This window comes from Asticcacaulis currens (assembly GCF_028550395.1).
GTDB lineage: Bacteria > Pseudomonadota > Alphaproteobacteria > Caulobacterales > Caulobacteraceae > Asticcacaulis > Asticcacaulis currens.
The window spans coordinates 92,958-119,956 of record NZ_JAQQKW010000009.1 but is presented as its reverse complement, the minus strand read 5'-3'; the positions used below and the strand labels follow the sequence as shown (position 1 = coordinate 119,956).

Genomic DNA, 26,999 nt, shown 5'->3' with positions numbered 1-26,999 from the left:
ATTGACCCCGGCCCGCTGCGGTGCTTAGGCTCAGCCCTTCGTTTTTGCCCTGAGTATCCGCATGGCCGCTTCTGCCTCCGCCTCCCTGTCCCTGCCGTCCGCCACGGATCTGTCGTCCAATTTGACCAGTAACCACTGGCTGATCGGCATAGGCGGCATTGTCACCCTGCTGCTGATCGCGTTTCTGGTGTCGGCGGATCGCAAGGCCATTCGGCTGCGCATGGTGGTGTGCGCCTTTGCGCTTCAGGTGCTGATCGGCGTGCTGGTCCTGCACACAAGCTGGGGCAAGGCGGGGGTGCAGGCCATCGCGCACGGCGTCGAAGCCCTGATGGGCTATTCCAAAGGCGCCATTGACATGCTGTTCGGCGGGCTGGTCACTGTGCCGGGCGGGGCGGGCTTTGCCATCAATGTGCTGCCGGTGATCGTCTTTTTCGCCGCGCTCGCCTCGGTGCTTTATTACCTGAAAATCATGCAGTTGATCATCAAGGTGATCGGCGGGGGCCTAGGCTTTATCATCGGCATCAGCCGCGTTGAAGCGCTGGCGGCGGCGGCCAATGTGCTGGTCGGGCAAAGCGAATCGCCGCTGGTCGTGCGGCCCTATCTGGCGGGCCTGAGCAAGGCGCAGTTGTTTGCCATCATGGCCTCGGGCATGGCCGGTGTGGCGGGCACCATTCTGGCCGCCTATGCGCAGATCGGCATCAAGATCGACTACCTGCTGGCCGCCAGCTTCATGTCGGCCCCCGGCGGGTTGCTGATGGCCAAGATCATCATTCCCGATCCCAAAGGGGCGGTGATCCATTCGCCTGAACCGATCATGGAAGACGCCGACCACCACCCCAAAAGCCTGCTGGCGGCGATTTCCGACGGCGTTCAGGACGGCCTGAAGATCGCCATTTCGGTGGGCGGCATGGTACTGGCCTTTGTGGCCCTGATCGCGCTGGTCAACGGCATTCTGGGCGGCATAGGCGGCCTGTTTGGTTATCCGGACCTGACGCTTCAGGGGATGCTGGGCTTTGTCTTCGCGCCGGTCATGTTCCTGATCAATATTCCGTGGAATGAGGCCGTGGCCGCGGGCGGCCTGTTCGGCGAAAAGCTGATCATGAACGAATTTGTCGCTTATCTGCACCTGATGGGTGAAGGCGAGCAGTTGTCAGCGCGTTCGACCGCCATTATGAGCTTTGCCCTGTGCGGCTTCGCCAATCTGTCGTCGATCGCTATCCAACTGGCGGTGATCGGTGGTCTGGCCCCCAGTCAGCGCGATATGATCGTCAAGCTGGGGCCAAGGGCGCTTCTCGCGGCCACTCTGGCCAATCTGATGAACGCGGCGATTGCCGGGCTTTTGTTGTTCAACTAAGTTCTATCAATTATTGATCCGGATGGGGATGCGCCCGGTCTGAGGCGATACGGGGCGTGCCAGTCGCCGGGATCGAGGTGACTGAAGAGGCCCGTCTTGATGCCGGACAGGGTGCGCAGCATCTCCTGCTTCATCCACGGCATTCGACACATCAGCCCGAAGGTGCGGTCACGCACCCACGGGGCCAGCGTCTGATCCGACTGAAAGAAGGGGGTCATCCAGCGACTGGCGATCTGATAAAAGGTCAGGTGCGCCTTGCGTGCCCGGCTATAGTCCGCAATGGCGTCTTCAGGGGTCGCGCTGCGCGACAGGGCCTCGCTAAGGATCAGGGCGTCGCACAGGCCCAGATTGGCCCCTTGCCCCAGTTGCGGGCTGATCGGATGGGCCGCGTCGCCGGTAAAGACCAGACGTCCGTCATGCCAGCGCTTCATCACCCGGTGCCCGTATTCAGCAAAGGTCAGTTGATCGAAGTCCGCGAACTGCGCCACAAAAGGCGCCATCTGGGGCCAGTAGCGGGTCACACCTTCCTGCCAGGTCGCAAGCCCGGCGGCGTGCACCTTTGTCCGGTCACGGGCGGGGAGGCTCCAGAAAAAGGCCATGTGCGGACGCGGGTCGGTCGGGGTCTGCCCCAGAGGCAGGGTGCCGATCATGACCCGCGCGGCGTCATAACGTTGCAGCAGGTGGTCTTTGCTAAAGCCCTCCAGATCGTGCACCACGCCCCACAGGGCGGCATAGGGACAGGGCGTGTCGTGGGCGATGGCCCCGTGACGCAGAGCCAGTTTCGAATGGCGTCCACTGGCGTCGATAATCAGATCGAACGGCCCGGCGTCGCGGCCCCCCGCAAGACGCAGCGACATCTGGCCATCGGCTTGGGTGTGCGTCTCCACGGCATCGCATCCGGTATGGATGGGAACGCCGAGCGAAACGACGTGATCGTAGAGAACCTGAAACAGGCTGGCGCGATGGGTGCCCAGACCAAACAGATGGGGCGCCAGACTGCGGTAGTCCAGATCGAAGATCACCGTCCCGCGCTGGGTCTCCCCATAGAGGTGGTGCACCGGAGCGCTCAGAGTGATCAGCTTGTCATCAAGCCCCAGACGCGCCAGAACCGCCAGTCCGGACGGTTGCAGTAGCAGGCCCGCCCCGAGCGGACGCGGCGTTTCGAACCGTTCGAAAAGCTCAACCGCATGGCCGTCGGCCTTGAGAAACCCGGCAAGAGCCAGACCCGTGGTGCCTGCCCCGACTATGGCGGTTTTATAAATGGAGCGTAAGAGCGGCATCACACCAGAAGTTTATCTGTATTATCATCCCCGTCAGGTCTCATATCACGAAGACCGCTGATGTGCATAACGGTACGATAATGATGCGCCCTGTTTTAAGTCTGATCCCGGTTCTGGCCTCGCTGTCGCTGGTGGCCTGTTCCCCCAAGGCCGAAACCCCGGCCCCCACGGCCGCCGAAACCGCGGCCTCCAGCGCCGCCTCGACCAGCGCGTCGAGGGCCGCCGATGTTGCCGCTGGCTATGTCGGGCGCTGGACCGGTCCCGAAGGCACCTCTCTTGAGGTCGTGGCGCGTCAGCACGATTACGAAGTGACGCTCAGCGGTACGGCCACACCGGGCGTCTTTACCGGCACGGTCAATGGCGATGCCATACAGATCGCGCGCAACGGCGAAACCCAGCTCATCCGCCATACGACGGGGGCCAAAACCGGCGTCAAATATCTGGCTGGCAAGCTGGATTGCGTCTCGGTTTCCAACGGCGAAGGCTATTGCCGGGATTAATTTCCATACCTGTATTGTGGAAATGAGGGCGATCGGTTAGGCAGGGCGCCACTGAAGTTACAGGAGCCCCGCCATGTCCGATGAAGAATTGATCGTAAAGGATGCCAATGGCGCGCGTCTGGCGGATGGCGACAACGTCACCCTGATCAAGGACCTTAAGGTCAAGGGGTCGGGCGGTGTGACGCTTAAGCGCGGCACGCTGATCAAGAATATCCGCCTGACCTATGACGAAGACGAAATCGAGTGCAACCACGAGAAGGTGCGCGGCCTTGTCCTGCGCACCGAGTTCGTCAAAAAGGCCTGATCTCCCTTTCGTGATAGCAAGGGCGTGAACGTAATCTCTCTGGCCAGCGTATAAACAGCGTATCCACCAAGAGAGAGAGTCATATGGCCCGCACCGTCACCTCTACAGACTCCGTGAGTACCGGTCGTGTGCCAGCGGCCGGTTGCCTGCTGTTGCTGCTCGGTCTGGCGCAGATTTTCAGCGGTCAGGTGCCGGAGTGGCTGGGCATCGGCCGCAGCGTTGCCGAACAGTCGGCCCTGACCTCGCATCCTCTGGTGCCGCTGGGGCCGGCCTTTGCCATCTGGGGCGTCATCTATCTGTGGGCGCTGGTCGGCGCGGTGTGGGCCATCCGTCACGCCGATAATGGCGCGCTGAAAGTCGCCTGGCCGCATACGGCGGTGATCTGGGCGCTAAATACGGTGTGGTCGATCTGGGTCCCCATCCACGGCATCGACTGGGTGAGCTTTGCCATTATCACCGTGTCGCTCACCTCAGGTCTCACCGGGCTGATGCGCCTGAAACGGCTGAGCCTCAGCAAGAGCGAAACGGGCTTTGTCGTCGCCCCGCTGGCTCTGGTCACTGGCTGGATTTCGGCCGCGACGGTGGTCAACTTCACCTCGGCACTGGTGGCGGGAGGCCTTACGCCCGATCCCCGTCAGGTCATGGTGTCACTGGGCTTCCTGCTGGGCCTGATTGCTTTTGCGGGCATCATGCTGCGCCTGACGCGTTCGCGCATTTATGCCATGCCGCTGGTCTGGGCGCTGGGCTGGATCGCGGCGGCCAATGTGCAGCGTCAGGATGAGCCGCTGATGGCCTTTACGGCGGTCATCGGCATCGGCCTGTTGCTGGCTCTGGCTCTGACGGTCAGGCGTCGTGCGTAAAAAACAGCCCCGTCAGGCGAACTGACGGGGCTGTGGGCGCTGGTCATTTTTGGGTTTTCAGCGCCGCCCGGACGCCCTCGGCGTAGTCCGGGTGGATGCGTTCGAAGTGGGTGAGGGCGCGCTCGACGATGACGTCGGGTACGCCGGTCATGGAGGCGGCGATGTTGGCAAACAGCCGCGCTTTCTGAGCGTCGTCGAACAGGTTGAACAGGGCGCGCGGCTGGCTATAGTCGTCATTGCCGTCGCGGTGGTCGTACCGGTCGGCTTCGCCTGAGATGCGCAAAGGCGGTTCGCGGTACTGCGGGGCTTCGCTGGGCCCGCCAAAGCTGTTGGGCTCGTAATAGGCGTCCGGGTTCGACTGGAAATTGTCGAAAAAGCGCATCGAGCCGTCGCGGTGATAGTGGTTCACCGGGCATTTCGGTGCATTGACCGGCAGGGCCTCATAGTGCGTCCCCAGACGGTAGCGGTGGGCGTCGGCATAGGCAAACAACCGCGCCTGCAACACCTTGTCCGGCGAAAAGCCGATGCCGGGCACGATGTTGGATGGCGAGAAGGCCGCCTGCTCTATTTCAGCGAAGTAGTTGGAGGCGTTGCGGTTCAGCTCGATGACACCAACCTCGATCAGCGGATAATCGCTGTGCGGCCATACCTTGGTCAGGTCGAACGGGTTGTAGGGCGTGGTGTCGGCCTCCAGTTCCGGCATGATCTGCACCTTGACGTCCCATTTCGGGTACTGATGCGCCTCAATGGACCCGAACAAAGCCTCCTGATAGGTTTCGCGCGATTGCCCGATCACATCGGCAGCCTGGGCATTGGTGTAGTGGGCGTGGCCCTGACGGGTCTTGAAGTGGAACTTGACCCAGAAGCGCTCGCCATCCGCATTGAGGAAGCTGTAGGTGTGAGAGCCAAAGCCGTCCATGTGCATGGGATCGGTGGGGATGCCGCGATCAGACATCAGTATGGTCACCTGATGCAGGGCTTCGGGCGACAGGGACCAGAAGTCCCAGGCGGCGGTCGAGGAACGCAGGTTGGTGCGCGGGTGGCGCTTCTGCGTATGGATGAAGTCGGGGAATTTCAGCGGGTCACGGATGAAGAAGACCGGCGTATTGTTGCCGACGAGGTCCCAGTTACCTTCTGAGGTGTAGAATTTGAGCGCAAAGCCGCGCACATCGCGCTCGGCATCGGCGGCGCCCAGCTCCCCGGCCACGGTCGAAAAGCGCGCCAGCAGCGGCGTTGTGGCCCCCAGCGCGAAGACCTTGGCGCGGGTGTATTTTGAGATGTCGTGCGTGACGGTGAAGGTGCCGAACGCGCCCCAGCCCTTGGCGTGGACGACGCGCTCCGGGATGCGTTCACGGTTCTGATGCGCCAGCTTTTCGATGAGCTGATAGTCCTGCATCAGAAGCGGCCCGCGCGGCCCGGCGCTCAGGCTGTTCTGATTGTCCGCCACCGGCGCGCCCGCAGTGGTGGTCATGGTCTTGCCGTGTATTACGGGGCACTTGCTCTCGCTCATCATCTTGTCTTTCTTAAGCCTTTTGCCCTCTGTGGGACGTAAGGCGACTATGGCGAAGCTACGGAAATAAATGAAATAGATAGTCTTTGAATTTTGAATAAGAAAAACTTTAGCGCGGGTGAGCGCCATGCTGACGGGAACTGGCAGGATAGATGCGGTGAATGGCACCCTCGCCACTGGACGTGCGATCGTTTCCACCGCAAGAGACGGGACGCTTGTTCGATGCGTTGCATACATCCTCCCATGCGAAGTGGGGGATTTGAGGTATTTATGTCTGTTGCCAGCCTGATACGTCTGTTGTCTCTGGCCGCCATCTGGGGCGGGTCGTTCCTGTTCATGCGCCTGAGCGTCGGGCCGCTGGGGCCGGTATGGCTGATCGCGATTCGGGTGCTGCTGGCCGCGGTGTTTCTGACCGGCGTGGGTATTGCGACGCGCCAGACGCTACAGATCAAGGGGTTTTACAAATATTTTCTGATCCTTGGCCTGTTCAATTCGGCGGTGCCCTTTGTGATGTTTGCCTTTGCAGCCGAGAGCCTGACGGCCTCTCTGCTGTCGATCCTCAATGCCATGTCGCCTCTGTTCGCCGTCATCATCATGGCGGTATGGTCGCGGCGCATACCCGATATAAAGACGGTGTGTGGTCTGTTGCTGGGGGTGGCGGGGGTCGGTGTGCTGGTCGGGCTTGATGCCACGCACCTCAGCGTGCGCGAAGCCATAGCGCTACTGGCGGGGCTGGTTGCGGCCCTGTGCTACGCCATTGCCTCGGTTTATGCCCGTCACGCGCCGCGCACGCCAGATCCGTTGTCGAATGCCCACGGCGGCATGTGGGCTTCGGTCGTGCTGATCGCGCCCTTTGTACCGGTCTTTGCCCCCTCAACGGCGCAACTGATGACGCTGACGCCTGTGGTGGTCGCCGGTGTGGTGGCGCTGGGCGTCGTGTGCAGCGGTATCGCCTATACGATCTATTTCCGCCTGATCAATGACATAGGCGCGGCCCCCGCCCTGACCGTCACCTTCCTGATCCCGGTCTTTGGCACGCTATGGGGCTGGCTGTTCCTGCACGAGGCGGTGGGCCTGAGCACACTGATCGGCGGGGCGCTTGTCCTGTGGGGTACGGCGCTGGTGGTCGGGTTCGACCCGCGCGCCCTGTTTAGAGCGAAATGATTTCTCCTGGACTCATTCCGTTCAAGCCGCCATTGAGGCGGTGGCCAAGGTGGCGAAGCCACCGCCCGGCGAGGGGCTAAACAAAAATCTCAGGCGACCTTGGAGTAACGGTTCGGCGCTTCGGATTGCCGCGCATAGGTGTCGAAGGCGCAGGCGACATTGCGCGCCAGCATCTTCAGCGGCGAATGGAAGCGCACACGGCGGTATTCGACGCTCACCAGACCCGCCGCCACAAAGTCGGACAGCCCGGCTATATCGGCATCGAGATAGTCCGCCGCATAGCCATGGCGTTCCAGTATGGCCGGAATATCGGCTTCGAAATAGCACATCAGGTCGCTGATCACCGCCTTGCGCAGCGTGTCATCGCCCTGATAGGCCCAGCCGCGCACCGTGGCCCAGTCGCCGGCCACAAGGCGGTTCTGATAGGTGGTCGATTGCGGGATATTCTGCATGATGCCGCCGTCCAGTTCCCCGATGGACGAGGCCCCCAGGCCCAGCAGATAGTCATTGGGCAGGGTCGAATAGCCCATAAAGTTGCGACGCAGCGTCCGCGCCTCAAACGCCCGCGACATCTCGTCGTCCGGCTTGGCGAAGTGGTCGATGCCGATGGCGCGGTAGCTGTGCGACGTCAGATAGTCCGACAAACGCAGGAACATGGCTACCTTCTCTTCGGTGCCGGGCAGGCGGGCTTCGTCAATCAGGGTCTGGTGTTTTTTCACCCACGGCACATGGGCGTAGGAGAAGGCCGAGATGCGGTCGGGGTCCAGTTCGGACACGTGGGCGAGAGTGGTGTCGAGGCTGTTCAAAGTCTGGCCCGGCAGGCCATAGACCAGATCAATGCCGATGCGATTGAGGCCATTGTCGCGCAGGTGGCCCATCACCGTCTTGACCTGCTCCAGCGGCTGGATGCGGTTGATGGCGGCCTGCACGACGGGATCGGTGTCCTGAATGCCCAAAGAGACGCGGTTGAAGCCGAAGGCGGCATAGGCCTTGATCTTGCTGAGCGTAACGCGGCGCGGGTCCAGTTCGATGGCGATTTCGGCGTCGGGCCGCAGGTCGAACGCCTGATGCAGGGCCTCAAAAAGGCGGCCCATATCAGCGGGTTTGAGCATGGAGGGCGAGCCGCCGCCGAAGTGCACGCTATGTACCGCCGGGCGAAAGCCCAGATGCGCACCGACCATTTGAATTTCGGCGACCAGCGCCCCGACATAGGCCTCGACCGGCGCGTATTTCAGCGTCGCGCGCGTATTACAGCCGCAGAAATGGCACATCTGTTCGCAGAAGGGGATGTGCAGATAGAGGGCAATGGGCTGATCCGGACGCAGGGACGAAAGCCAGCCCTTGTAGGTCTCCGGCGTCAGGGCCCCGAAATGATGCGCCGACGGGTAAGAGGTGTAACGCGGGGCTTCGCGTCCCATAAAGCGCATCACATCGTGCTCTTGCCACGATTTTTCTGGCCACGATTTTTGAACGAACGACGGAGTGGGAAATGCGGTGTCGGGCATGAGCAGCGTCCTGAAGCGGTACGGTCTGCTCTTACGCCGGTTTGCCCCAAGGCTTTATGTGGTTTTTCGTCGCAGCTTGCGAACTCTACCTCCCGGCCTCAGGCGGGGAGGTATGAGAAGGCGCGTTACGGCAGTTTGGCGCTGTCCATCGTCGCCAGCACATCTTTCAGACTCGCGTCGTAATAGTGTTCGGCCGGGGCGATATAGACGATGTAGTAGCCAAGGCCGCCCTTGGAGGCGGCCTGCGCCACGCCGCGCAGCAGCAGGCCTTCCGAGGTCTTGGCGGTAATGTCGAAACGCACGGCGCGCTGACCGTTCAGATCGACCGGTTTGGGTGCCGAAGCCTCGACCTTCTGATAATCGAGGGCAGCTAGCGAGTTGGTGACAAACTCGATCTGTTCCGAATAGGACATATTGGCCTTGCCGCGCGGAGCAGGGGCGTTTTTGTTGTCGCCTTTGGTCGGGTGGACCATCAGCGGGTCGGCAGCGCTCAGCCCTTCGGAGACAAACAGGCGATTGAGGCCCGGCCCGTCGATCGACAGGATTTTGACCTTCTTGGCGCGGCTGTAATAGAGCGGCGAGATGTCGGACCAGTCGCGGCTGAGGCTTACGCTGTATCCCGTGCCGACGGCCAGAGCCCCCTTGGGGGCCAGGGTCGCGCCGCCACAACCGGCCAGAAGCGCGGCCGCAAGCGTGGCGGCGGCGATGGTTTTCAGAGCGGTGAATTTACGCATGAGTGTCCCCCTATAAATCAGTTCTTGGCAGGTGCAGGCGGCGGGGCTGCGGGTGCAGACGTCGTCTTCAGGCCGTTAAGCAGGTCTTCGACCATCCAGGCGTCTTCCGCCTGAGGATAGGTCCTGAGATAGGTTTCGTAAGCCGCGATGGCTTCCTGCGTGCGGCCCATGCGGCGATAGACCTCACCCAGTTGCCGGCGGGTTTCCGGCGGCGCGTCGGGCAGGGCGGCGGCGTCGCTGTAGGCATTGGCGGCGGCCAGCAGGTCCTGAGACCCGAGATTGTCCTTGGCCCGCAGGCGATAGGCCTCACCGGCATAGAAGGTGAGCAGGCCGCGATCGAGGCCGTCCTGCTGGAGTTCACCGATCAGGAACAGGGTCTGGCCGTAGTCCTGACGGCGCAGATCGTCTTTCAGCCAGCGCCCGAGATAGGGGCGGATGTGGGTGCGATAGGCGGCGCGCTTCTCTTTTTGCACCTCATCGGAGTCGCCCTTGACCTTGAACCCATCGGCCTGCTGGCTGAGGGCATCGACGCGCTCGCTTTCCAGCGGGTGCGAGCCGAAGACATTGATTCGTCCGCCGCGTTTGCGCGTGCGCTCATAGTCCGACGCCTTGGTCTCGTCGATCAGATAGGTCCAGATGCGCACCGAGGCATAGGGATCGTAACCGGCCTTCAGCGCATAGCTATTGCCGAAGCGGTCGGCCTCGCTCTCATTGTCGCGCGAATAGGCGAAGTAGGACGCGATGGCCCCCAGATAAACCGCGTCGATCAGCCCGCCCGTCAGGTTCGATATGTCGCGGGCCGCCGAATAGCTGCCCGCATTGGCGGCGGCTCCGGCGCCGATGATGGCGATGACCATGCCCGCGGCGGCGGCGGCGTTCTGGTTCGACTTGACCGTCTCAAACGCTGCCGTCGAATGGTTGTGACGGTAATGGGCAAATTCGTGCCCAAGAACGAAGGCCACCTCATCCTCGGTCTGGGCCCGCAGCAGAAGGCCGGTCCACACCTCGGTATAGCCATTGGGGGCCATGGACGCGTTGAAGAAGGGGCGATCCATCACATAGAGGCGCAGGTCGCCTTTGTAATCTCCGGCCACCCGGTCCAGCACGCTGCGCACATAGGCATTGAGCGCTTCATCGTGATTGCGTTCCCCGGAAGTGCGGGCGTCGCGTTCGGCTTTTTTGGTCTCTTCCCAGATGGAAAATTCCAGCGTTCCGGCCACAGGCGTCTGGCCCGGCTGGCGCTCCGGATATTTGTCGGCGGCCACGACCGGTTGCGCGGCCGTCATCAGCAGCGCGCCGGTGAGAGCTGTGAGCGCGCGGCGCATCAGAGCGGCAGGTCCTTGAACAGTTTTTCGACCGCCGCCGTCGCCCCTTCGGCTTCGCGGATGTCGGTGCCAGAGGCCACCATGTTGAACTGATACCACACGATCTGACCGGTATCGAGATCGACCAGTGTGGACTGAAGGCCCTGACCGCCGAACTGCATCGGCCCGCCCAGAAGCGCCATGCCGACGTTCAGCGCCGCCTTGGCCGAGCTTTGATAGCTGCCTTTACAATTCAGGAACAGGGCATAGCGCGGTGCCTTATCCGCCATTGCGGCGGGGACCAGCGTGCGCGCCCCGGTGCCCAGCGTCCAGTCGAATGTGGTCTTGGTCGGCAGGCGCAGCATGGGTAACTGCTGCCAGGCGATGGCCGACACCACCTCGTCGTTCAGCTTCAGCATCTGAAGGGCGCGCGGGTCTTCGTAGGTATCGAGCGCCACTTCGCTGACGGCGTATTTTTTGGCTTTGAGAGCGGCGGTCAAGGCGGCCGACAGGTGCCCCTGCGCCGCCTTCGACCAGTCCGAGCGCGGCTCCTGAACGCCGCCGGCGGTCAGCAGGGACAGGCTGACTTCGGGGGTGACGATCAGAAGCGGCGCGCCTTCGGCGGGCTTGTCGATCTTGACGAAGGATTTGATCGTTTCAGCCTGGGCCGCGACCGGGGCGACGGCCGGAGACAGCGCGCAAACGTTCAGGACGGCGAGCGCAGCCGCCGCAAACAGGTGCTTTTTCATCTGGATTCCTCCCCCCGAAGGCAAATAGAGCCAGCCCGAACCTTGGGCCAATCAATCATGAGTGTCACAATTGCAAGCACAAACGCTAAACGAAAACGGACGGCTTCGCAAGCGGCCATCCGTCTTGAAAAAATTTTCAACTACAAGGCGTTGTGCGTGTTCTACTTCTGCAGCGCCGCTTCCAGCGCCTCGGCAAAGGCCTGCGGCTGATCGTACATGATGAAGTGGCGGCTGTCTTCGATGCCGACGATGCGGAGCTTGGGCGTGCCCTTATATTGCTGCTCGTAAAAGCCGTAGGTCTGCGGTGCTGTAAACGGCATGGAGGCGTGGTGTGGGACAAGGACCGTCACCGGAGCCGTGATCTTCGGAAGCTCAGGGCGCAGATCCAGGGTCATGTCGTCATAGAAGGCCTGAGCCGAGACGCGGCGGTCGCTCAGTGCCGTCCACAGGGCGATGCGGCGCGGGTTGCGTTCGGCGTCGGTGGTGGCCGCCGTCAATGCGGCGCGGGCGGCGTCCTGCTGGGCCTTATAGGTGGCGTCATCGACGTTCCGCATGGCGTCGCGCATCCGGGCGGCCTGCGGGGCGATCGTATCGACCGTGGCGACTGGGTTGAACAGCACGCCGATAAACGGCAGGGCATCGACGACGACCAGCTTTGACAGGGCCTGCGGGTGGCTTGTGGCCAGCTTGAGCCCCATCAATCCGCCCAGCGAATGACCCACCACGATGGGGTCTTTCAGCTTGTTTTGCACGATATAGGCGTTCAGCGCCTCGACGGACGGGGTGATGACCGGGCCCTCGGCATTGCCGGCGGCGGGCTCACCGGCAAAGCCTGCGATGTGCAGCAGGTGCAGGCGATAGCGACCTTTGAGGCGTTCGGCCGTGGCCTCCCACACCTCGCGGGAGCAGTTGAGGCCGGGGATAAGGATCAGGTCGGGGCCCGTGCCCACCACCTCAACCGAAAAACGCGCCGTGGGGGCATCAGGGAAAGGGGTGGCGGCCTTCACGCCCGACGCGCAGGCGATAACAATGGCGAAGGCGATGGTCAGCCAGAAGACAAGGCCGGGGCGCGAACGCGCGCAGGGGCTGCGTTTGAACATGGTGTTTTCCTTTTTAAATCTGAGTCTTATTCGCCTGTGTTCAGGCGGTGCGGATTTTCAAAAATCGCTTCGACGGCAAGGTCGAAAATGGCGGCGATGCGATAGGCCAGATCGAGCGACGGATCATGTTTGTCGGACTCGATGGCGATAACGGCCTGCCGTGAGACGGTGAGGCGGGCGGCCAGATCGGCCTGGGTCAGACCGGCCTCGGTGCGCAATTCTTTCAGACGGTTTTTCATTTCACGGTGCGGATGAAGGCGCAGGTGACGCCGTAGCAGGCCCAGAACAGGGCATAGACGAGGTAGAGCGGCATGATCTCTAATTCAGCGAAGTTTTCGACAAAGCCAATAGCTGTGCAGATAAACAGGGTCAGTCCGGTGGCAACGATGAACCGCTTGCTCAGAAGAAGGCGGAAATATTCATCGACCCGATCCAGAAAACGCAGGGCCGTGAAGATGGTGCCGCCAATGGGCAGGGCGGGCAGCACGGCCAGTCCATACAGCAGCGGACCGGTCGGGTGATTGGCCTTGATATACAGAATCGCGCCGATGAGCAGGCCGGCATAGAGCGCCATCCAGACCATCATGTGGATCGTGTATTCGGTGGCAGGGTTTTTCAGAGTCATGGGTGTCGTCCTTGAGGCAGATAAAAGGACATCTGGCCGGATGTAAGGTGTAGCTTACATCGCAAAAATGTAATGTCAACCTGACATGAAGAAAAATGTCAGGTTTGTATTACATGTCAATCTGTCGCGGTTGTCGAAGCGCGAACGCCGTGATATTAAGTACTGACCAGTCAGTCAGTAACGCCCATGCCCGACCTTCTGTCCAAAAAAAGAGTGCGCCTGTCGCCCGATGTCCGCCGTGACGCCCTGTTGCAGGCGGCGCACGACCTGTTCAGCCGTCACGGCTATGCCGATACGCGCATGGACGATGTGGCGGCGGCGGCGGGCGTGTCCAAAGGCACGGTCTATCTCTATTTCCCCACCAAGGAAGCACTGTTCGAGGCCCTGTTGCGGCGCGACGTGCTGCCGCGCGTCGGACGCATCCTGTTTGTGCTCAACCATTATAACGGCCCGGTGGGCTGGCTGTTGAAGCGGGTGGCGCACTTCATCGGCGGCAAGATCGACGCCGGTACCGTGCCCCTCTATCCCAAGCTGCTGGTCCGCGAAGCCTCGCGCTTTCCTGAACTGGCGCGCTTTTATCATGAAGAGGTGATCACGCCGGTTCTGGGGGCGCTCGAAGACCTGTTCCGGCGCGCCATAGGCCGCGGCGAACTGCGGGCGGGGGATGCGAAGCTCTACGCCCATCTGTTTATCGCCCCGATGGTCAAGGCGGCCCTGTGGTACTTCACCTTCGGTGAGATCAGCGCCCCGGCGGTCAAGGCGCGCCCCTATCTGAAGGCCCATGTCGAGACGTTTCTGAGAGGAGTGAGGCCATGAGCCGTCGTTGTGCGCTTTTGTGTCTGCCGCTAGTGCTAAGTGCCTGTGCCCGCGAAGAGGCCGGGCACTATACGGGCTATGTCGAGGCGCAGTCGGTGGCGGTGGCCGCGCCGCAGTCCGGCTGGCTGACGCAGGTCTATGTCGATGACGGGGCGGCGGTCAGCGAAGGCCAGCCCCTGTTTACGCTCGATGCGACGCAGCAACAGCAGGCCTTGAGCGGCGCCGAGAGCCAGAGGCGGGCCGCCGAAGCGACCGCGAGCGACCTCAGCAAGGGCGCGCGCGAGGTGGATATCGCGCCCCTGCTGAAAGAACGCGATCAGGCGCGCGCTTCGCTCGACCTCGCCCGTTCCGAAGAGGCGCGCTACGCCAGGCTGGCACCGCAGGGCTATGTCTCTCAGGCCAAACTCGATCAGTTGAAAGCGACGCGGCAGGCGGCGGAGGCCAATGTTGCTGCCATTGAGCGCAATATCGAGGCGCGGCGTCAGGCGGCGCGCACGGATCAACTGGCCGCCGCTCAGGCACAGGCGCAGGCCGCCGGGGCCGAGGTCGCTCAGGCGCAATGGGTGCTGGACGAACGGGCGGTGAATGCGCGCCTCAGCGGGCAGGTCGAGCGGCGTCTGCGCGAGGCCGGGGAATTTGTCGCGGCGGGCACGCCGGTGCTGAGCGTCTATCCCAAGGGGCGAGAATTTGTGCGCTTTTACGTGCCGCAGGGCGATCTGCCTAAAATCAAGGTCGGGCAGTCGATCCGCCTGTCCTGCGATGGCTGTCAGGAGCAGACGGCGAAGGTGCGCTACGTGTCGCCGGAGGCCGAGTTCACACCGCCGGTCATCTATTCGGTGCGCGAGCGCAAGAAACTGGTCTTTCTAATCGAGGCGACGCCGCAAAAACCCAACGCGCTCAAGGCCGGTCAGCCGGTGGATGTGGCCTTATGAAGACGGGCAATTCCCAAGTTTCAGTAAGTCAGCGAGGTACAAGAGATAAGGGCCTTTCTCCCTCCCTGCGCAGCGGGGAGGGGGGACCGCGAAGCGGTGGGAGGGGCAAACCGCGCCTATACGCCCCCCTTTGTGGGCGACTGCGCACTGACACCGCCTCAGTAAACCGGGGAGAATAAAGGATGACCGACCTTGCCATTGACGTGCACGGCCTGACCAAGCGCTTCGGCGATCGCGTGGCGGTCGATAATGTCGCCATCCGTATGCCCAAAGGGCAGGTCTGGGGCTTTCTGGGGCCGAACGGGTCGGGCAAGACCACCACGATCCGCATGTTGTGCGGCCTGCTTAAACCCGATGCGGGACAGGGCACCTGCCTCGGCTACGACCTCATCGCCGACAGCCGCCAGATCAAGCGACAGGTCGGCTATATGACGCAGAAATTCTCCTTCTGGGAGGATCTGTCGATCCGCGAGAATCTGGAGTTCGTGGCGCGGCTTTATGAGTTGAGGAATATAAAACAAGTCGTTGATCAGACGCTGGAAACGCTTGGCCTGAGCAGCCGTCAGAAGCAACTGGCCGGCACGCTTTCGGGCGGCTGGAAGCAAAGGCTGGCGCTGGCCGCCTGCACCCTGCACAACCCCGCCATGCTGCTGCTGGATGAGCCGACGGCGGGCGTCGATCCGCAGGCGCGCCGCGACTTCTGGGACCAGATTCACCGGCTGGCCGCCGAAGGCCTGACCGTGCTGGTTTCGACCCACTACATGGACGAGGCCGAGCGCTGCGACGAGATCGTCTATATCGCCTATGGTCAGTTGATGACGCAGGGGCCGGTCAGCCGCATCATCGACGAGAGCGGTTTGCACACATGGGTGGCCGAAGGGCCCGGTGTACGGGCGCTGGCCGACCGTCTGCGTGGCCGCGACGGGGCTGAACACGTGGCCTATTTCGGCTCGGCCCTGCACGTGTCCGACAGCGACGCCGCCAAACTCGACGCCCTGATCGCCAGTGAAGGCGGGGCGGGCACGCAGTGGCGACGCGAACGCCCCAGCCTTGAGGACGTCTTCATCCATCTCATGGGTCAGGCGGAGGATAAATCATGAAAAAAGACCCTGTGTTTGCCGCTCCGCCTTTCTATTCCATGTTTTGTCCTCTTTTCCTCACGGAAAAAGCGGACGGGGCGGAAGACAAATCATGATCGCCCCGCTGAAACGCATCCTCGCCATACTGGCCAAGGAATTCATCCAGATGCGGCGTGACCGCATGACTTTCGGCATGATGATCATGGTGCCGATCATCCAGTTGACCCTGTTCGGTTTTGCCATCAATTCCGATCCGCGCCACCTGCCGACCGCCGTCTATCTGGAGGAAACCAGCCCTACCGTGCGGTCCATCGTTGCCGCCATGCGCCAATCGACCTATTTCGACATCAAACAGCAGGTGTTCGACCCGGCGGAGGCCGATCGCCTGCTGCAAAACGGCGAGGTCGCCTTTGTTGTCGAGGTGCCGTCGGGCTTTACGCGCGGCCTGTTGCGCGGCGACCGGCCCCAACTGCTGCTGTCGGCGGACGCCTCTGACCCTTCGGCCGCGTCCGGGGCGGTAGGGCAGATGAACGAGATTGTGCGGCGGGCTCTCAATGAAAGTCTGGGGCGCGGCTGGTCCAGCTTGCAAGGGCAACCGCCTCTGGTCGATGTGGTGGTCCATCGCCGCTATAATCCCGAAGGCATCACCCAGTACAATATCGTGCCGGGGCTTCTGGGCGTCATCCTGACCATGACCATGATCATGATTACCTCCATGGCCATGACGCGCGAGCGCGAGCGGGGCACGCTGGAGAATCTTCTGGCCATGCCGGCGCGCCCGTGGGAGGTGATGGTGGGCAAGATCACCCCTTATGTCGGGGTGGGACTGATCCAGACCGGTATCGTGTTGCTGGCTTCGACCTTCGTGTTCGGTGTGCCGTTTCTGGGCTCGCCATGGCTGCTTCTGGCCTGTGTCGGCCTGTTTATCATCGCCAATCTGGCCGTCGGGTTCACCTTCTCAACCATTGCCCGCACCCAGATGCAGGCCATGCAGATGACCTTCTTCTTCTTCCTGCCGTCGATCCTGTTGTCGGGATTTATGTTTCCCTTCCGTGGGATGCCCGACTGGGCACAGTGGATTGGTTCGGTCTTTCCGCTGACCCACTTTCTGCGCGCCGTGCGGGGCATCATGCTTAAGGGGGCCGACGCAACAGCCGTCTGGCACAACATCTGGCCGCTGCTGATCTTCATCACGGTGGCCAGCTTTATCGCGCTCAAGCGTTACCGGGTGACGCTGGATTGATACCCAAGAGGCATTGAAAATGACCCTTGGGTATGCCTTTCGAGACTGTCTCATCTTTTCGAGACACATGAGACAGTCTCGAGTTTTCAACGGCCGGAGGCGGTCAGCCTTTTCGGCCGTTGGTATAAGGATGAATTTTTTTATATGCGGCGCAAAATTTACTCAAATTAACCGTTAGAGTCGTAAAACGCTCCTTAGTTTCTTTTCAGAACGAGGCGGAAGATGACGGTTCAGGGTATCAAGCCCCTGCGCGACGGCGTGCTGGCGGGCGCATTGGTATTTGGTGTGGCGCTGGTGGCGTCGCTGGCGGTCTATATGACGGCGCAGCACGGCATGAAGACCGAGATCCGCGACAACCTTGTTGGCCTGTCCAATCAGGCGGCGGTGCTGCTGGATACGGAAACCCTGGCGACCTTCAAGTCGGGTACGGACAAGGCCGGGGTTGATTATCAGAAGGTCGCTGCGCCCTTTCAGAAGCTCATCAATGCCGACAAGCGGCTGGCCTATATCTACGCCATGGTCGAGCGCGACGGTAAGATCTATTTCGTCATGGACGTGCAGCCCACCGGCAGCAAAGGCGAGCCTTCCGCCGTAATGGAAGAATATGCCGATGCGTCGCCCGCCCTGCATCAGGCCTTCCGCGACCGCAAGGGTGCCACCGAAAGCGAACCGGTCAGTGACAAGTGGGGCACCTTTCTGTCGGGCTATGCGCCCTATACCAATGCCTCCGGCCAATTTGCCGGCATGGTCGGGGTGGACATTACGCTGAAAGAATATGAGGCCAGCCTCAACCGCATCCGTCTGGCTCTGGTCATCGGTCTGGGGCTGGCGGCCCTGTGCGCGGCGGGGGTCGGCCTCGGCGTCTATCGGGCACGTCAGGTCATGGCCCGCTCGCGGCAGGCCGCCGCCGAGCAGGCACAGCGCATCAGCGACATGGAGCGCCAGCGTCAGGAAACCGAGGCGCACGAGGCCGAACGCGCGGCCCAGCTACGCCGCCGCACGCTGAATGCCCTGGCCGACGAACTGGAAGCCTCGGTGACGACGGTGGTTAGCGAGGTGGTCTCGGCCACGGCCCTGCTGAAAGGCGAGGCCGATAACGTCACTCACATCGCGCAGGACACCAAGACGCGCACCCATCGCGTTTCGGGCATTTCGCAGAACGCCGCCTCCAACTCGGCTCAGGTGGCCGCCGCGGCCGAAGAACTGACGGCCTCCATCGCCGCCATCCGCGAACAGGCCGAGCACGCCGCCGCCGTGGTGCGCGTGGCGTCGGACAAGGGCGATACGGCCAAGTCGGTGATTCAACGCCTGAGCGAATCGTCGGGGCGTATCGGTGATGTGGTCGGGCTGATCAACACCATTGCCGGTCAGATCAACCTCCTGTCGCTCAACGCCACCATCGAGGCGGCGCGCGCCGGTGAGGCGGGCCGCGGCTTTGCGGTGGTGGCCTCTGAGGTCAAGGCCCTGTCCAATCAGGTGTCGAAGGCCCTGGGCGATATTTCGGCGCTGGTCGGAGCCATTCAGTCCGAAACCCAGTTGTCGGTTGAGGCGATGAACGACATCCTGCGCACCATTGCCGAGATCGAGGCGGGCACTGGCGTCATCGCCGAGGCCGTCGGTCAGCAATCGCAGGTGACGGCGGAAATTTCGCATACCATCCACGCCACGGCGGCCGGGGCGCGCGAAATCGCCGACAATATGCAAAACGTCACCGACTCGGCGGAAAACACCGGCCTGACGGCGCAGAAGGTCGCCGGGGCAAGCGTTGCCTTGCAGGGCCGCGCCCGCGAGCTGAGCGACAAGGTGGACGGGTTCGTGCGTCAGATCCGTGCCTGAGGCACGGCGCGGGAGGGAAAAGGCCTGCGGCGGTTTCGTCCGACGGGCTTTTTCCTTTGAGATTTGGCGTCAGAAGTGCCAAACAGTGCGCCGGTAAAAAGCCAAGGCCGATAAAAACCCAAGGTATCTGTGATGACGAACGAACAGGTCAACCCCATCCCCAACATACTGACGGCCACCCGTCTGGTGCTGGGGATTGCCATGTTTGTGCTGATGGCGGTGTCGGCTGACGCCATTCCGATGGTGTCGGTCATGCCGGACATGATCTTCGGGCTGCAACGCTGGGCCTTCTATCTGTTCGTTCTGGCCGCTGCGACCGACTATTTCGACGGCTATCTGGCGCGTCGGCTGAATGCCGTTTCGGTCTGGGGCTCGATCCTCGACCCCATCGCCGACAAGATTCTGGTCTGCGGCACGCTTCTGGGCCTGTTCGCCATGCACACGGGCGACCCCATCTTCGTGCTGCCCGGCGCGATCATCCTTTTCCGTGAATTCGCCGTCTCGTCCCTGCGTGAAGCCACTGCCGGGCGCAGCCTGTCCCTGCCGGTGACCCTGCTGTCGAAGTGGAAGACCGCCATTCAGATGACGTCGCTGGGGGCTTTGCTGATTACCGAAAGCTGGGCCGCCTTTGGTTTGGAAAAGCTGCTGCCGCTGTGGTACGATCCCTTCTTCACCATCGCCTATCTGGCCCTGTGGTTCGCCGCTCTGGCCTCGATCTGGACGGGCATTACCTACTTTATCCAAACGCGCCGCCAACTCTAAAAGGCTTTTCTCCGGTGATCTGGTGCGTCGGCGTCGCTTGCCCGTATTCATATACGGGCAGCGCTAGCCTCCTGCCATCTCATCCAAATTGAGGGCTGCGCGCCGTGCAGCAAGACGGTGTTCGTCTGCCTGACGAAAAAGTTAACGCGCTAACCGTAATTCCAAACGCTTCGTTAACCATGTTTTGAGAGGGTTGGGGCCTGTTTTGGATTTAGGGTGTCGGGCGGGTAATGGCCAAGAAAGAGAAACCCAAAAAGGAAGAGGCGCCGCCGGTTGACGGTGCCGAGGGCGAAGAGGGCGAAGCCCCAAAGAAAAAAGGCTTGCCGATCATGCTGATTGCCATTGCCGGCGGTGCCGTGGTGCTGCTGGGCGGAGGCGGAGCTGCGGCCTATTTCCTGTTCCTGAAGCCCAAGCCGGCTGCCGAAGCCGGTGCGCATGGCGAAGAGGCGAAGGGCGGCCATGGCGAGGAAAAGAAGAAGGATGATGGCCACGGCAAGAAGAAGGAAGAGAAGGGCGGCCACGGCGGCGGCGGCGAAAAGGTTGATCCCAAGACCCAACCGGTGATTGCCGAAGGCCCCGACGGCATCACCTACTTCACCCTGCCGGACACGCTGGCCAATATCCAGACAACCGACGGCAAATCGACCTATCTCAAGCTGAAGCTCACCTTTGAGGTGGCCGATCAGGAGACGGTCGACCTGCTCAATGAGAGCCTGCCGCGCATCGACGATGTGCTTCAGGGCTTTCTACGCGAACTGCGCCCTGAGGATGTGACCGGATCGCAGGGCAGTTATCAGTTGCGGCTGGAGATCCTGCGCCGCGTCAATCTGGTGCTGGCCCCGCACAAGATCAATGCGGTGCTGATTGAAGAGATGCTGATTACCTGAATCAGGGTAACAGCAGGTTTCGGGTAAGAGTCGGGAAGCAGGAGTTCATGGCGGAAGTCGATCAGGAAGCCTTGATGGCCCAGTGGGAGGCCGAACTGGCCGCCGAGGCCGAGGCGGCGACCTCCGGCGGTGGCGGCGACGGCGGTGCGGGCGATCTGGCGGCCGAGTGGGAAGCCATGGTTGGCGGCGGCGGCGGCGACTCGCGCATGGCCTCGCCCACCGGTGCCGAACGCATCCTCAATCAGGACGAAATCGACAGCCTGCTGGGCTTTGACCTCAGCGACGACGACTACAATGAGCGGTCGGGCATCCGCGCCATCATCAATTCGGCGATGGTGTCCTATGAACGCCTGCCGATGCTGGAAATCGTCTTCGACCGCCTTGTGCGCCTGATGACGACCTCCTTACGGAATTTCACCTCCGACAACGTCGAAGTGTCGCTGGATAATATTTCGTCTATCCGTTTCGGCGACTACCTCAACTCGATCCCGCTTCCGGCCATTCTGGCCGTGTTCCGTGCCGAAGAGCTGGATAATTACGGGCTTCTGACGGTCGATTCCAACCTGATCTATTCGATCGTGGACGTGCTTCTGGGCGGGCGTCGCGGCACGGCGGCCCTGCGTATCGAAGGCCGTCCCTACACCACGATCGAGCGTGTGCTGGTCCAGCGCATGGTCGAGGTGATCCTGCACGACGCCAAGATGGCGTTTGAACCGCTGACGCCGGTCAATTTCAATCTGGACCGTCTGGAAACCAATCCGCGTTTTGCCGCCATTGCGCGTCCGGCCAATGCCGCCATTCTGGTCAAGCTGCGCATTGACATGGAAGACCGCGGTGGCCGCGTCGAGCTTCTGCTGCCCTATGCGACGCTGGAACCCATCCGCAAGATGCTGCTTCAGCAGTTCATGGGCGAAAAGTTCGGCCGCGATAATATCTGGGAAAGCCACCTGGCCACCGAACTGTGGACGACTCAGATGGAAGTGCGCGCTGTGCTCGACGAACAGCAGATGCCGCTGTCTGAGGTCTTGAACTTGAAGGTAGGTGAGACCATCGTGCTCAATGCAACGGCTGATTCTCCCATCGAGCTGAGGTGCGGTACGATTCCGCTGACCAATGGCAAGATGGGGCGCAAAGGCCATAATATCGCTGTCCGCGTCGAACACCCGCTGGCGGCCTCCACCAAACGCCGATTGACGCAGATCAGGAAGAAGTAATCCGTCACCATGCCCGCCGCCGCCGGACTGATCATGGATATGGTCCTTATGGGCCTGCTGCTGGTGGCCCTGTGGTACGGCATGCGCCTCAATGCGCGCCTGAAGGCGCTGCGCAACGGGCAGGACAGCTTCATCAAGGCGGTCGCCGAACTGGATCAGGCCGCCATCAAGGCCCACGCCTCCCTGCGCGAACTGCACACCAATGCCGATGAATCGCAGGAACTGCTGCACGGGCGCATTCTGGCGGCGCGCGACCTGTTGTCGAAGCTGGAAAGCCAGATCAGCCGCGCCGAACGTGCCCGCCGCGATCTCGAAGAGGTAAATGTCGCCCCGGTTACGCGCATCGTCGAACCCGAGCCGGAACCGCCTCTGTCGGTCGCGCGCACGGCGCAACGGGACACCTGGGCCGGGGCGCGCGGTGCCGAAGGACGTCAGACCTATGCCGGACGCGGCCGTCCCGCCTATGAGGACGATGACGCCGTCGATGAAGGCCTTAACCTGCCGCTTTCGGGGCGTCTGCGCGACATGAATGATCGCCTGTCGCGCGGTCAGCGCTCCGAAACGCCGCCTGCATCGCGCCCGGAGGCCGATGAAGAGGCCGCCGTCAGCGCCATCGGGCTGGAAGCGATTAACGAAATGTTGAGAGCGTTCGCCGATCCTGAGGACCGGCAACCCCAGCGTCCGGCCCCCCGTGTCCCAACGGAGGCCCCGCCGCTACGCAATGAAGGCCGCAGAAGCGCGCCGCCCGTTTCCCGTGCTGACTCTCTGCGGCTGTCGCGTACGCGGCTGCCGTCGGCGCTTGATGACGAACTGTTCGACGGAGGCCTTACCGCTGAGCCGGACAGGCCCGCACCTGAAGCCGCAGAGGCGGCCCCCAAACCCGCGCGCCCCCTGTTCCGGCGGCTGCGTTGACCCAAGCACATTCCGAAACGGAGTTCGGCGAAGCCAAAAGGTGAAGCGGTTTTCGGATTCAAATGCGCGCTAAAGCAAAAGTCTGAGTAAGTAATGGCCAATAATCTTCGCCTCCTGCCGCTGATCGCCGTTGCCGTCGGCGGCGTTATCGCCGTCCGGGCCGTCGGTTCCATCGAGGCCATGCCGGCCTTCCTCAAGAGCGCCACCGCCTGGGCCGAGGCCCCGAAGGCCGATGGCGCGGCGAAGACCGCCGAGGCGAAGGATAAGTCCAGGGGAAAGGCCGAAAAGGCGACCTCTGCCGATGATACGGCAGCCGATGCGGCGGAGGCGGCTGCCGATTCGCCGTCTGGCGACGACAAGGCCCTGTCGGTGCTGGATACGGCTCAGCCCGCCGCGGCTACGGCCAAGGCGGCCCCGGTCTGCGCCACCTCGGTCGATGATCTGGCCAAGCAGGCGGGCATGTCCCCCTCGGAGTTGAAGGTCATTCAGGCCCTGGCGCAGCGTCGCGCCGAACTGGACGCCCGCGAAAAGCAGATGGCGACGCAGGAGCAACTGATCGCCGCCGCCGAAAGCAAGCTCGATGGCCGAATCAAGCAACTGGGCGACCTCAAGACCCAGGTGCAGGCCCTGCTCGATCAGGCCAACAAGACCGGCGACGAAGACGTGGCGCGCATGGTCAAGGTCTATGAATCCATGAAGCCGAAGGACGCCGCTAAGGTCATGGAAACGCTCAAGGACGAGGTACGCCTGCCGATCGCCGCCAAGATGAAGGAGCGCAATCTCGCCGCTGTTCTGGCGCAGATGCAGCCGGACAAGGCGCGCGATCTGACCGAAAAGCTGGCGCAGCGGATGAAGCGCGCCGATGATCTGCAAAACCGTCTCGATAAGGTCAATGCCGCCGGCGGGGCCGCTGCGCCCGCGCCGGCCAAACCCGCCGCGCAGGCCCCGGCGAAAAAGTAACCGGTGCCGTATGGCCTCCGGCGGGCTTTATTTGCCTCCGGCGGGCAGGGGCATGGCCCCTGCACCCGACTATTATACCTCCCCAGTTTACTGGGGAGGGGGACCGCACGAGCCTGATGAGCGTAGCGAAATCAGGTAAGATGTGGTGGTGGGGGCTTTGGGACGTTCCGGTGCGACCGTTAACCTTATGCAGCGTGTCCCCCTTTCTTTTTTTGCGCTCCGCGCAGCGATTTACCATCGGTTACCCGACAAACTGACGGATCATTGACTCCAAAAATCAATCTTCGTTACCCTGTCGTTAACCGTGCCTTAAGCCCAATCAGGGCAAGGATTCGAGCGTCATGACGCGCCCACCTCACGACCTGTCACGGCTGAAAGCCGCGCTGAACGCGGAAACGCTGATGCGTTACCCGTCGCGCGGGGCCGCGTCTGCGGGATTCACGGTGCGCAACATCCGCTTTGCCGCCGCGGCGGTCGCCCTGACCGGGCTGGGGGCCGCCGGTCTGGCCGTATCGGCACCTCTGGCCGATCAGGTGGCCGCCGCTCTCGCTTCCAAAAGTGAAATCGACCTGCGCGTCGGGCGCAATGGGGGCGTCAGCCGCGTCGAACTCTATGGCTCCGTCGGGTCGCGCGCCTCGGTGCGCAGCGACAAGGGGCAGGTGATCATCCGCCTGCCGGGACAAAAGACGCCTGATATTGGCGATTTGCGCGTCAATCCGCCGACGGGCATCAAGCTCGTGGAGATGCGCCGCGACGCCCGGGCCAGCGAAATCGTCCTGACCCTCGACGATGGGGCCAAGGCGCGTTTCGGCCGGTCCGACGGGGCGGTCTTCGTGCAGATCGACAGCAAGGACGATCACGGCGAAGCGGCACAGGTTCTGAAAACCGTGGCTGCCGAAGACCGCAAGGACGGCGAATTGCCGCCGACCCCGGCCACCGAAACCAAGGTCAGGGTCGCCGTGCCCGTTGTCGCGCTCAAACAGGTGCGCGTTCAGGATGGGGTGCAACTCGATTTTCCCTTCCCCGAAGTCACCGGAGCGGCCGTCTTTCGCCGCGGTGAAGCCGTGTGGATGGTGTTTGACCGCGAGGTCGATTTCCGTCTGCCGGCGGGCCTGAAAGACGGCAGCGTCGTCACCGAGGCCAACTGGGTCAAGAATGACGGCTTCACCGCCCTGCGGCTGGTGGCCCCGTCGGCGGCGGGCCTGTCGGTCGATACAGAAGGGGCGACCTGGCGCGTGCGGGTCGGCGGGCGTCCGCTGACCGCCGAAGCCAGTGAGGTCGCGGTCAAGCGCGACGACACCACCGGCTCACCCACCCTGACCCTCAATCTGGCCGGGGCCAAGCGCGTGGCGTGGATTCGTGACCCCATGGTCGGCGACCGCATCGCCGTTATTCCCGCGCCCGGTCCGGCCAAGGCTGTGCGCGACGATCGCACAACGCTTCAGGCCTCCATCGGGGCCACGGCGCAAGGCGTGATGGTCGAGCGCATGACGCCCGACATTCTGGTCACGGTCGAAGGCGATCGCGTGGCGGTCACGCGCCCCGGCGGTCTGCTGTTGTCGTCCAACGGCGAAGGGGTGCAGAAACCCGACCGCGCGGGTTTTAAGCCCGCCCTGTTCCCGACCCTGCCTGACCCGTCGTGGAGCCAGATGCCGGCGGACGGTTTCCTCAAGACCTATAACCGCCTTCAGGAGGCCGCCGCCGAGGAGCAGGGGGCCGGGGCCGAAGGGCCCTATGCCGCACGCCTTGATCTGGCGCGTTTTCTGATCGGGCAGGGGATGAATTTCGAGGCGCAGGGCGTGCTTGATCTTCTGACCAAAAACAACCCGCGCAGCCTTGGCGATCCGCAGGTGCGCGGTCTCAAGGTGGTGGCCAAGGTGATGGCCGGACGTTTGTCCGATGCCCAGGTCGATCTGGACTCCTCGGCCCTGCAAAACGATCCGGCGGCCAATCTGTGGCGCGGCTATATCGCCGAACGCGGTCGTCAATACGAAGAGGCGCGCAAGGCCTTTGCCGAGGGCGTATCGGCTATGGAGGGTTTTGCGCCCGAATGGCGCACGCGCTTTGCCACGGCCAATGCCCGCGCCGCTCTGGCGCTGAAAGATACCACGACGGCCTGGGACCTGATCGTTTTTGCGGCCTCGCAGGACGTGCCACCGCTCGACCGGCTGGAGGCGCAGCTTGTGCAGGCCGAAATCATCGAGGCGCAGGGCGACAAGGCGCGCGCCTATCGCGTCTATGCCGCCATCTCCAAGGCGACCTCAGACCGCATCAACACACCGGCGCAACTGCGCGCGGCGCGTCTGAAGCTGGAACTGGGCGAAGCCAAGCCCGATGCGACGCTGCAACTGCTCAGTTCCTTGCGCTTCCGCTGGCGTGGCGACGAGACGGAGCTTGAAACCATCCGCACCATGGCCGACATCTACCTCACCCAGGGCCGCTATCGCGAGGCCCTTGAGGTGCTACGCGGGGCGGGGAGTTCCTTCTTCAACCGGCCCGATGCGGTTGATATCAATCAGAAACTTACCACCGCCTTCCGCAGTCTGTTTCTGGACGGTATGGCCGATGGCCTGCAACCCATCGAAGCCCTTGGCCTTTATTTTGATTTCAGGGACCTGACGCCGGTCGGGGCCGACGGCGATGCCATGGTGCGGCGCATGGTCCGCCGTCTGGTCGAGGTCGATCTTCTGTCTCAGGCCGCCGACCTGCTGCAATATCAGATCGACAATCGCCTTCAGGGCGTTGCCAAGGCGCAGATGGCGGCCGATCTGGCGGCCATTCACCTGATGAACCGTCAGCCCGAAAAGGCGCTTCAGGCCATCTGGAAAACGCGCAACACCCTCTTGCCCAAGCCCGTCCTGACCGAGCGTCGCGTGCTGGAGGCGCGGGCGCTGAACGAATTGAACCGCCCCGATCACGCACTGGAGGTGCTGGGCACCGACATGTCGCCCGAAGCGCTGGATGTGCGCGCCGACATACTGTGGCGGCAAAAGGACTGGGCGAAGGCCGGGGCGCTGCTGGAGCGGCGTCTGGGCGACCGCTGGAAGAAGGACGGCGCGCTGGCCATCGGCGAAGAGGCCAATCTGATCCGCGCCGGGGTGGCCTACAGTCTGGCCAGTGACCAGAAATCGCTGGACCGCCTGTCGCAGCGCTTTGGCAAATACGCCGATACGGCCCAGAATGGCGATGCGGTGCGCGTGGCTCTGGCCGGTCTGGATAACGGGCCGCTGCGCGCCTCGGACTTTGCCACCGCGGCCGCCCAGACCGATAGCTTCACCGCCTGGGTCGCGGCCATGAAGCAGAAGTTCCGCACGCAGAATGCGCCACCCGCGCCTGCGGCCCCGGCCCCCAAGACGGCATGACGATCTG

The 26,999-nt window shown here is 62.6% G+C and carries 25 protein-coding genes; 16 read left to right on the top strand and 9 right to left on the bottom strand.

The window, feature by feature from the left end:
- The first annotated feature begins 61 nt into the window (after positions 1-61).
- Entirely contained in the window at positions 62-1,354 is a 1,293-nt protein-coding gene (locus PQU94_RS14710) for a NupC/NupG family nucleoside CNT transporter (protein WP_272742190.1), read from the top strand.
- Here the strand turns inward: PQU94_RS14710 and PQU94_RS14705 are convergent.
- Positions 1,351-2,634 carry an FAD-dependent oxidoreductase gene (locus PQU94_RS14705; protein WP_272742189.1) on the bottom strand — a complete coding sequence of 428 codons (1,284 nt, stop codon included), beginning with the start codon at positions 2,632-2,634 and terminating at the stop codon, positions 1,351-1,353. The two genes, PQU94_RS14710 and PQU94_RS14705, sit on opposite strands and share 4 nt — an antisense overlap.
- 80 nt (positions 2,635-2,714) lie before the next feature.
- Here PQU94_RS14705 and PQU94_RS14700 point away from each other — a divergent pair, with 80 nt between their 5' ends.
- The 3 genes from PQU94_RS14700 (at position 2,715) to PQU94_RS14690 (ending at position 4,298) form a co-directional block, all read left to right on the top strand.
- The gene (locus PQU94_RS14700; RefSeq protein WP_272742188.1) at positions 2,715-3,134 is read left to right on the top strand and encodes a hypothetical protein; all 420 of its coding nucleotides are present in this window, start codon (positions 2,715-2,717) and stop codon (positions 3,132-3,134) included.
- 73 nt (positions 3,135-3,207) lie between these two features.
- Positions 3,208-3,438 (top strand): alkylphosphonate utilization protein, encoded by a 231-nt coding sequence (locus PQU94_RS14695; RefSeq protein ID WP_013478955.1) that lies wholly within the window; start codon positions 3,208-3,210, stop codon positions 3,436-3,438.
- An 83-nt stretch (positions 3,439-3,521) separates the two neighbouring features.
- Positions 3,522-4,298: a TspO-related membrane protein gene (locus PQU94_RS14690; RefSeq protein ID WP_272742187.1), complete on the top strand. Its 777-nt coding sequence runs from the start codon at positions 3,522-3,524 to the stop codon at positions 4,296-4,298.
- A 43-nt stretch (positions 4,299-4,341) separates the two neighbouring features.
- On the opposite strand, the gene PQU94_RS14685 is transcribed toward PQU94_RS14690, so the two are convergent.
- Positions 4,342-5,808 (bottom strand): catalase, encoded by a 1,467-nt coding sequence (locus tag PQU94_RS14685; RefSeq protein ID WP_272742186.1) that lies wholly within the window; start codon positions 5,806-5,808, stop codon positions 4,342-4,344.
- Positions 5,809-6,078: 270 nt separating this feature from the next.
- Here PQU94_RS14685 and PQU94_RS14680 point away from each other — a divergent pair, with 270 nt between their 5' ends.
- Positions 6,079-6,972, top strand: coding sequence for a DMT family transporter (locus PQU94_RS14680; protein WP_272742185.1), 894 nt, complete (start codon positions 6,079-6,081; stop codon positions 6,970-6,972).
- A gap of 89 nt (positions 6,973-7,061) precedes the next feature.
- Here PQU94_RS14680 and hemN read toward each other — a convergent pair whose 3' ends face one another.
- The 7 genes from hemN to PQU94_RS14645 form a co-directional block, all read right to left on the bottom strand.
- Positions 7,062-8,399 carry an oxygen-independent coproporphyrinogen III oxidase gene (hemN, locus tag PQU94_RS14675; protein ID WP_272742229.1) on the bottom strand — a complete coding sequence of 446 codons (1,338 nt, stop codon included), beginning with the start codon at positions 8,397-8,399 and terminating at the stop codon, positions 7,062-7,064.
- 203 nt (positions 8,400-8,602) lie between these two features.
- Positions 8,603-9,211: a hypothetical protein gene (locus tag PQU94_RS14670; RefSeq protein WP_272742184.1), complete on the bottom strand. Its 609-nt coding sequence runs from the start codon at positions 9,209-9,211 to the stop codon at positions 8,603-8,605.
- A gap of 17 nt (positions 9,212-9,228) precedes the next feature.
- Entirely contained in the window at positions 9,229-10,536 is a 1,308-nt protein-coding gene (locus PQU94_RS14665; protein ID WP_272742183.1) for a M48 family metallopeptidase, read from the bottom strand.
- Positions 10,536-11,264, bottom strand: coding sequence for a hypothetical protein (locus PQU94_RS14660; protein WP_272742182.1), 729 nt, complete (start codon positions 11,262-11,264; stop codon positions 10,536-10,538). The genes PQU94_RS14665 and PQU94_RS14660 overlap by 1 nt, the downstream gene beginning before the upstream one ends.
- A 161-nt stretch (positions 11,265-11,425) precedes the next feature.
- Entirely contained in the window at positions 11,426-12,364 is a 939-nt protein-coding gene (locus PQU94_RS14655; RefSeq protein ID WP_272742181.1) for an alpha/beta fold hydrolase, read from the bottom strand.
- Between the two features lie 26 nt (positions 12,365-12,390).
- Complete coding sequence (locus PQU94_RS14650) at positions 12,391-12,603, bottom strand: helix-turn-helix transcriptional regulator (protein ID WP_272742180.1); 213 nt, start codon at positions 12,601-12,603, stop codon at positions 12,391-12,393.
- Positions 12,600-12,989, bottom strand: a complete 390-nt coding sequence (locus PQU94_RS14645; RefSeq protein WP_272742179.1) for a hypothetical protein — start codon at positions 12,987-12,989, stop codon at positions 12,600-12,602. Before PQU94_RS14645 ends, PQU94_RS14650 begins: the two co-directional genes overlap by 4 nt.
- 186 nt (positions 12,990-13,175) lie before the next feature.
- Here PQU94_RS14645 and PQU94_RS14640 point away from each other — a divergent pair, with 186 nt between their 5' ends.
- The 11 genes from PQU94_RS14640 (at position 13,176) to PQU94_RS14590 (ending at position 26,992) form a co-directional block, all read left to right on the top strand.
- On the top strand, positions 13,176-13,805 hold the full coding sequence (locus PQU94_RS14640; RefSeq protein ID WP_272742178.1) for a TetR/AcrR family transcriptional regulator: 630 nt from the start codon (positions 13,176-13,178) through the stop codon (positions 13,803-13,805).
- Positions 13,802-14,737, top strand: coding sequence for an HlyD family secretion protein (locus PQU94_RS14635; protein ID WP_272742177.1), 936 nt, complete (start codon positions 13,802-13,804; stop codon positions 14,735-14,737). The genes PQU94_RS14640 and PQU94_RS14635 overlap by 4 nt, the downstream gene beginning before the upstream one ends.
- Positions 14,738-14,919: 182 nt before the next feature.
- The gene (locus PQU94_RS14630; RefSeq protein WP_272742176.1) at positions 14,920-15,837 is read left to right on the top strand and encodes an ABC transporter ATP-binding protein; all 918 of its coding nucleotides are present in this window, start codon (positions 14,920-14,922) and stop codon (positions 15,835-15,837) included.
- Positions 15,838-15,928: 91 nt separating this feature from the next.
- A complete protein-coding gene (locus PQU94_RS14625) occupies positions 15,929-17,059 on the top strand; it encodes an ABC transporter permease (RefSeq protein WP_272742175.1) in 1,131 nt (376 codons plus the stop codon).
- A gap of 222 nt (positions 17,060-17,281) precedes the next feature.
- Entirely contained in the window at positions 17,282-18,895 is a 1,614-nt protein-coding gene (locus tag PQU94_RS14620) for a methyl-accepting chemotaxis protein (RefSeq protein WP_272742174.1), read from the top strand.
- Between the two features lie 132 nt (positions 18,896-19,027).
- Positions 19,028-19,657 (top strand): CDP-diacylglycerol--glycerol-3-phosphate 3-phosphatidyltransferase, encoded by a 630-nt coding sequence (gene pgsA / locus PQU94_RS14615; RefSeq protein WP_272742173.1) that lies wholly within the window; start codon positions 19,028-19,030, stop codon positions 19,655-19,657.
- A 230-nt stretch (positions 19,658-19,887) separates the two neighbouring features.
- Complete coding sequence (locus PQU94_RS14610; RefSeq protein ID WP_272742172.1) at positions 19,888-20,544, top strand: flagellar basal body-associated FliL family protein; 657 nt, start codon at positions 19,888-19,890, stop codon at positions 20,542-20,544.
- Between the two features lie 47 nt (positions 20,545-20,591).
- Positions 20,592-21,758, top strand: a complete 1,167-nt coding sequence (gene fliM, locus PQU94_RS14605) for a flagellar motor switch protein FliM (RefSeq protein WP_272742171.1) — start codon at positions 20,592-20,594, stop codon at positions 21,756-21,758.
- Between the two features lie 9 nt (positions 21,759-21,767).
- On the top strand, positions 21,768-22,670 hold the full coding sequence (locus PQU94_RS14600; RefSeq protein ID WP_272742170.1) for a DUF6468 domain-containing protein: 903 nt from the start codon (positions 21,768-21,770) through the stop codon (positions 22,668-22,670).
- Between the two features lie 93 nt (positions 22,671-22,763).
- A complete protein-coding gene (locus PQU94_RS14595) occupies positions 22,764-23,630 on the top strand; it encodes a MotE family protein (RefSeq protein WP_272742169.1) in 867 nt (288 codons plus the stop codon).
- A 341-nt stretch (positions 23,631-23,971) separates the two neighbouring features.
- On the top strand, positions 23,972-26,992 hold the full coding sequence (locus PQU94_RS14590) for a tetratricopeptide repeat protein (protein WP_272742168.1): 3,021 nt from the start codon (positions 23,972-23,974) through the stop codon (positions 26,990-26,992).
- Positions 26,993-26,999 lie beyond the last annotated feature (7 nt).

Excerpts from the sequence above, each read along its gene's own strand:
- PQU94_RS14595 (WP_272742169.1), top strand. The coding sequence starts at position 22,764 with ATGGCCAATAATCTTCGCCTCCTGCCGCTGATCGCCGTTGCCGTCGGC.
- PQU94_RS14670 (WP_272742184.1), bottom strand. The coding sequence starts at position 9,211 with ATGCGTAAATTCACCGCTCTGAAAACCATCGCCGCCGCCACGCTTGCG.
- pgsA (WP_272742173.1), top strand. The coding sequence starts at position 19,028 with ATGACGAACGAACAGGTCAACCCCATCCCCAACATACTGACGGCCACC.
- PQU94_RS14660 (WP_272742182.1), bottom strand. The coding sequence starts at position 11,264 with ATGAAAAAGCACCTGTTTGCGGCGGCTGCGCTCGCCGTCCTGAACGTT.
- PQU94_RS14610 (WP_272742172.1), top strand. The coding sequence starts at position 19,888 with ATGGCCAAGAAAGAGAAACCCAAAAAGGAAGAGGCGCCGCCGGTTGAC.
- PQU94_RS14625 (WP_272742175.1), top strand. The coding sequence starts at position 15,929 with ATGATCGCCCCGCTGAAACGCATCCTCGCCATACTGGCCAAGGAATTC.
- PQU94_RS14695 (WP_013478955.1), top strand. The coding sequence starts at position 3,208 with ATGTCCGATGAAGAATTGATCGTAAAGGATGCCAATGGCGCGCGTCTG.
- PQU94_RS14705 (WP_272742189.1), bottom strand. The coding sequence starts at position 2,634 with ATGCCGCTCTTACGCTCCATTTATAAAACCGCCATAGTCGGGGCAGGC.
- PQU94_RS14690 (WP_272742187.1), top strand. The coding sequence starts at position 3,522 with ATGGCCCGCACCGTCACCTCTACAGACTCCGTGAGTACCGGTCGTGTG.
- PQU94_RS14620 (WP_272742174.1), top strand. The coding sequence starts at position 17,282 with ATGACGGTTCAGGGTATCAAGCCCCTGCGCGACGGCGTGCTGGCGGGC.
- PQU94_RS14665 (WP_272742183.1), bottom strand. The coding sequence starts at position 10,536 with ATGCGCCGCGCGCTCACAGCTCTCACCGGCGCGCTGCTGATGACGGCC.
- PQU94_RS14600 (WP_272742170.1), top strand. The coding sequence starts at position 21,768 with ATGCCCGCCGCCGCCGGACTGATCATGGATATGGTCCTTATGGGCCTG.
- PQU94_RS14630 (WP_272742176.1), top strand. The coding sequence starts at position 14,920 with ATGACCGACCTTGCCATTGACGTGCACGGCCTGACCAAGCGCTTCGGC.
- PQU94_RS14645 (WP_272742179.1), bottom strand. The coding sequence starts at position 12,989 with ATGACTCTGAAAAACCCTGCCACCGAATACACGATCCACATGATGGTC.
- PQU94_RS14700 (WP_272742188.1), top strand. The coding sequence starts at position 2,715 with ATGATGCGCCCTGTTTTAAGTCTGATCCCGGTTCTGGCCTCGCTGTCG.
- PQU94_RS14710 (WP_272742190.1), top strand. The coding sequence starts at position 62 with ATGGCCGCTTCTGCCTCCGCCTCCCTGTCCCTGCCGTCCGCCACGGAT.
- PQU94_RS14635 (WP_272742177.1), top strand. The coding sequence starts at position 13,802 with ATGAGCCGTCGTTGTGCGCTTTTGTGTCTGCCGCTAGTGCTAAGTGCC.
- PQU94_RS14680 (WP_272742185.1), top strand. The coding sequence starts at position 6,079 with ATGTCTGTTGCCAGCCTGATACGTCTGTTGTCTCTGGCCGCCATCTGG.
- PQU94_RS14590 (WP_272742168.1), top strand. The coding sequence starts at position 23,972 with ATGACGCGCCCACCTCACGACCTGTCACGGCTGAAAGCCGCGCTGAAC.
- PQU94_RS14650 (WP_272742180.1), bottom strand. The coding sequence starts at position 12,603 with ATGAAAAACCGTCTGAAAGAATTGCGCACCGAGGCCGGTCTGACCCAG.
- PQU94_RS14685 (WP_272742186.1), bottom strand. The coding sequence starts at position 5,808 with ATGAGCGAGAGCAAGTGCCCCGTAATACACGGCAAGACCATGACCACC.
- fliM (WP_272742171.1), top strand. The coding sequence starts at position 20,592 with ATGGCGGAAGTCGATCAGGAAGCCTTGATGGCCCAGTGGGAGGCCGAA.
- hemN (WP_272742229.1), bottom strand. The coding sequence starts at position 8,399 with ATGCGCTTTATGGGACGCGAAGCCCCGCGTTACACCTCTTACCCGTCG.
- PQU94_RS14655 (WP_272742181.1), bottom strand. The coding sequence starts at position 12,364 with ATGTTCAAACGCAGCCCCTGCGCGCGTTCGCGCCCCGGCCTTGTCTTC.
- PQU94_RS14640 (WP_272742178.1), top strand. The coding sequence starts at position 13,176 with ATGCCCGACCTTCTGTCCAAAAAAAGAGTGCGCCTGTCGCCCGATGTC.